The organism is Mesorhizobium sp. M2C.T.Ca.TU.002.02.1.1, from assembly GCF_003997225.1.
On sequence record NZ_RZTO01000564.1, the window covers coordinates 1 to 4,159 of the forward strand.

The following is a 4,159-nucleotide window of genomic DNA, read 5'->3' on the forward strand; positions in this document are numbered from 1 at the left end:
CATAGGAAGCGCGCATGGCGGTGACGAGCGAGCCGCTCGACAGCCAGATCTCATGGCCGGTGCGGATTTCGGAAGCGACAGCGACGAAAGGTTTGGGCAAGTCCTCGAAGCGGGCGCCGTCGAGGTGCTCGCGCAGGCGCTGGTCGAGCTTCATGCCGCCGAACAGGCCGCTGCCGCGCAGATTGAGATCGAGAAGGCCGAAGATGCGCCTTTTGGTCAGGCTTCTGGCAAACTCTTCCAGCTCGTCGAGCTTGCCGGCAAGGTAGCAGCCGCCGACCAGCGCGCCGATCGAGGTGCCGGCGATCATCGACACTTCGATGCCGGCCTCGTCGAGCGCGCGCAGCACGCCGATATGAGCCCAGCCGCGGGCGCATCCGCCGCCCAGCGCCAGCGAGATGCCGGTTTTCCTGCCAGGCTTCGGATCGGGCAAGCCGCCGGACGATGCGGGGCCGTTGGCCTCCCGAACGTCAGGTCTGCTGCGCAATGACGCCCATTCGAGCATCACGATCTCCCATGTCCCATATCCCTTGTACCACAAGGACGTTTGAGAATAATGAATATGAGTGGTTTTTGAATATTGAACGGTTCACAGAGGCTTCCGATACGTTTGGTCCGCATCGAACAGCGGCCTGCTGCCGTCGTCGGCAAGGGTCGCCCTGCCGTCACTCAGCCCCACCGTCCGATAAAAGCAGGAACGTCTGCCGGTATGACAAGTTGCGTCGTGGCCCAACACTTTGACGCTCAACCATATCGCGTCCTGGTCACAATCCGTGCGCATCTCGACGACGCGCTGGAGATTGCCCGAGGTCTCGCCCTTCTTCCAGAGCGCATTGCGCGAACGCGACCAATAATGCGCGATGCCGGTTTCCAGCGTGAGCGCCAGCGCCTCGGCATTCATATGCGCGACCATAAGAAGCATGCCGTCGACGGCATCGGTGACGACGACGGTGACGAGGCCCGCGGCGTCAAAACGCGGAGAAAGGACGGTGCCTTCCTCCAGCGCTTTCTTGTCTGACGGAGCTTTCGGGAATTCAACTGCCGACATCGCCGGTCCTTATATGTTCAGGCCGGCGAGGGCCGGCAAATCAGCCGCCTGCGCGCACCATGGTGACGAAACGGACCTGTTCCTCGGGCGTGTCCTTGAAGACGCCGGTGAAGGTCGAGGTCAGCGTGGTCGAGCCCTGCTTGCGGATGCCGCGCATGGCCATGCACATATGCTCGGCCTCGAGCATGACGGCGACGCCGCGCGGATTGAGCACGTCCTGGATGACGCCGGCGATCTGCGCGGTCATCGCTTCCTGCGTCTGCAGGCGATGCGCGAAGATGTCGACGACACGGGCGATCTTCGACAGGCCGACGACCTTGCCGTCCGGCAGATAGCCGACATGCGCCTTGCCGATGATCGGCACCATGTGGTGCTCGCAATGCGAATGGAATTTTATGTCCTTGACGATCACGAGGTCGTCATAGCCGGCCACTTCCTCGAAAGTGCGGCCAAGCTCGTCGGCCGGGCACATGTCATAGCCGTTGAACATTTCGCGGAAGGCCTTGGTGACGCGCTTGGGTGTATCGACCAGGCCTTCGCGGTCTGGATTGTCGCCGGTCCAGCGCAACAGAGTGCGCACGGCGGCCTCGACCTCGGCTTCGCTCGGCCGGTCGGTGACGGGCTTGTCCATATAGTCGGACGGGGGCATGATTTTCTTGATGACGGCATCCATAAAGGCGTCTCCCGTAGTCCCACTCAAGGGTGGGACGAGTTGAACGGACCACGACCTTTTGGGTGAAAATCGCCCATTTCCATCCCGCAAGCGGCGTGAACAGATGAGCAAAGACAGCGGCCTTTGATCGCCTTGTCGATGCCCGACTGCGATCATTATATATGGTTACAGCGAAGCGAAAGGAAGACGCGAGAGCGGCAAAGCCTGTTCGCTGGGCGGCGACGGATTGGAAAAATATGATCGACGACGTCTACAATGCGAAAATTCTCGGCTTCGCCGGGAACATAGGGCGGATCGGCCGGCTCGACGACGCCGACGCGACCGCCAGGGCGCATTCCAAATTGTGCGGCTCGACGGTTACCGTCGACCTCAAGATGGACGGCGATGTGGTGACCGATTTCGCCCATGACGTGAAGGCTTGCGCGCTCGGCCAGGCCTCTTCCTCGATCATGGCCCAGCATGTGGTCGGCGCCAGCGCCGACGAATTGCGCGCCGTGCGCGAAACCATGCTGAAGATGCTCAAGGAGAACGGCGCGCCGCCGGAAGGCCGCTTCGCCGACCTCAAATATCTGGAGCCGGTGCGCGACTACAAGGCGCGCCACGCCTCCACCATGCTGACCTTCGACGCGGTGGTCGACGCGATCGGCCAGATCGAGAAGAAGCGCGCCGGGCAGGCGGCTTGAAGATCGGGCTTATAGCGCGTCGCGCTGAACCGGATTCAGGCGACGCGCTTTAAGTCTTTATTTGATGCATGTCGTTGTCCCAGAACCGCGTACACTTCTGGGCGACATGCGATTAGGCCGCTCCCCTGGCCACAGCGAATTCGCTTCGGATCCAGTCGGCGAACGCCTTGGCGGGTTCCGGCAGATCCACCAAGCTCCTTGCCACCAGCCAGTAGGCGCCGGAAGCGACATCGATGTCGAAGGGCTTGATCAAAGTGCCCGACGCGAGTTCCTCGCCGACCTGCAAGAGATCACCGAGCGCCACGCCATGGCCGAGGAGTGCCGCCTGTTTCGAAAGCGAGATGTCGGCCAGCATCGGGCCACGCGAGGGCACCGCATCGGCAGGCACGCCTGCCGCCTGGAACCAGCGCGCCCAACCTTGGCGGTTTTCCTCATGCAGCAGCGTGTAATGGCGAAGGTCGACCGGCTTTTCCAGGGGAGGGCCGGAGGCGAGCAGCGTCGGCGACAGCACCGGTGAATCGACGGTCGAGACCAGGCGCTCGGCCTCGCTGCGCGGCCATGAGGTGGCGTGCGCGCTGAAACGCAAGGCGAGCTCGGGCTGATCGCTGCGGAACTCGATCGGCCGGGGATCGACTTCGAGGGACACATCGATGTCGGGCCGCAACTGGCGGAAGCGATTGAGCCGCGGCACCAGCCATACCGCGGCAAGCGATGGCTCGACGCTGACGCGGACAATCGCCTGCGCCGGCGAGGCGGTGAGCTCCGAAAGCACGCGGTCGATGTCGTCGAAGCTCCTGACCAATCGGTCGAGCAGCCGGTGTCCCGCATCAGTCAGTTCGACGCGGCGATGGAGGCGCAGAAACAGCGGTCTGCCCAAAAAGGTCTCGAGCTCGCGGATCTGCCGGCTGATCGCGGCCTGCGAGACGTAAAGCTCCTCGGCCGCCCGGCTGAAGCTCAAATGCCGGCCGGCCGTCTCGAAGCTCCTGAGCGCCGTCAGCGGCAGCCGGCCACGCTTCATGTCGCATAACCTCAAGTTATCCCACGCGGAAATTATACTCGTTTGAGAGGGAAGGCCAGCGGCGGTCTAATCCGTTCCGAAGGAGATCTGCCATGAACGAGTTCCTGGCCATTTTCAGCGATGTGATACGGATAGCGACCTTCCAATGGCACGGCGAGGCCGTGCGCGGCGGACACTACCATGACTGTCGCGATCTTCCTTCTCACCATCGCCCATGGACCGGCAGCCATCCTGTCCGGCGCTCCAGACCTTGAGGGCAAAGGCATTGCGTTTCAGCGCCGAAGCCCACATCTATCGGGCAAGGAAACAGGCTGCGGAGCGATGGGCGACCATCACGGGCATATGCATGGCGTCCAGCGGGTCCAGAGCGGGCGCAACTGGCCGGGGCCCTGGCGCAAGACGCCCGGGCGCGTGCTCGGCACATCGCTCGTGCGCCTCTATCAGCTGACGCTCTCAGGCTTCGTCGGCAACAGCTGCCGGCATCTGCCGACCTGCTCCGAATACGCGCATGAGGCGATCGCCCGTCACGGCCTGTGGGCCGGTGGCTGGATGGGGCTGTTCCGGGTCCTGCGCTGTGGGCCGTTCGGGACGCATGGCATCGACCGCGTGCCGGAGACGCTTGCGGCGCGCTATGTCTGGTTCATGCCCTGGCGCTACTGGCGGATCGGCAAGAAACGCGGCGATCCCGAAATCTGATTGCTTCGCCGTCACGCGGCGCTCGGATCTTAACGGTCCGGTAG

6 protein-coding genes are annotated in these 4,159 nt (G+C 63.2%); 2 read left to right on the forward strand and 4 right to left on the reverse strand.

From position 1 onward, the window contains the following. The 3 genes from EOD07_RS24965 to folE form a co-directional block, all read right to left on the reverse strand. A partial coding sequence (locus EOD07_RS24965; RefSeq protein WP_206519544.1) for a patatin-like phospholipase family protein occupies positions 1–502 on the reverse strand: 502 nt, incomplete at its 3' end. An 84-nt stretch (positions 503–586) separates the two neighbouring features. Beyond that, positions 587–1,045 carry a phosphoribosyl-AMP cyclohydrolase gene (hisI, locus tag EOD07_RS24970; RefSeq protein WP_040981571.1) on the reverse strand — a complete coding sequence of 153 codons (459 nt, stop codon included), beginning with the start codon at positions 1,043–1,045 and terminating at the stop codon, positions 587–589. 40 nt (positions 1,046–1,085) lie between these two features. Then, positions 1,086–1,718 (reverse strand): GTP cyclohydrolase I FolE, encoded by a 633-nt coding sequence (folE, locus tag EOD07_RS24975; protein WP_073986071.1) that lies wholly within the window; start codon positions 1,716–1,718, stop codon positions 1,086–1,088. Positions 1,719–1,954: 236 nt separating this feature from the next. Here folE and EOD07_RS24980 point away from each other — a divergent pair, with 236 nt between their 5' ends. After that, complete coding sequence (locus EOD07_RS24980) at positions 1,955–2,401, forward strand: iron-sulfur cluster assembly scaffold protein (protein WP_040981567.1); 447 nt, start codon at positions 1,955–1,957, stop codon at positions 2,399–2,401. Between the two features lie 112 nt (positions 2,402–2,513). Here EOD07_RS24980 and EOD07_RS24985 read toward each other — a convergent pair whose 3' ends face one another. Then, a complete protein-coding gene (locus tag EOD07_RS24985) occupies positions 2,514–3,419 on the reverse strand; it encodes a LysR substrate-binding domain-containing protein (protein WP_127237323.1) in 906 nt (301 codons plus the stop codon). 321 nt (positions 3,420–3,740) lie between these two features. Between EOD07_RS24985 and yidD the strand changes: the two genes are divergently transcribed. Next, entirely contained in the window at positions 3,741–4,115 is a 375-nt protein-coding gene (gene yidD / locus EOD07_RS24990; protein ID WP_127237324.1) for a membrane protein insertion efficiency factor YidD, read from the forward strand. Positions 4,116–4,159 lie beyond the last annotated feature (44 nt).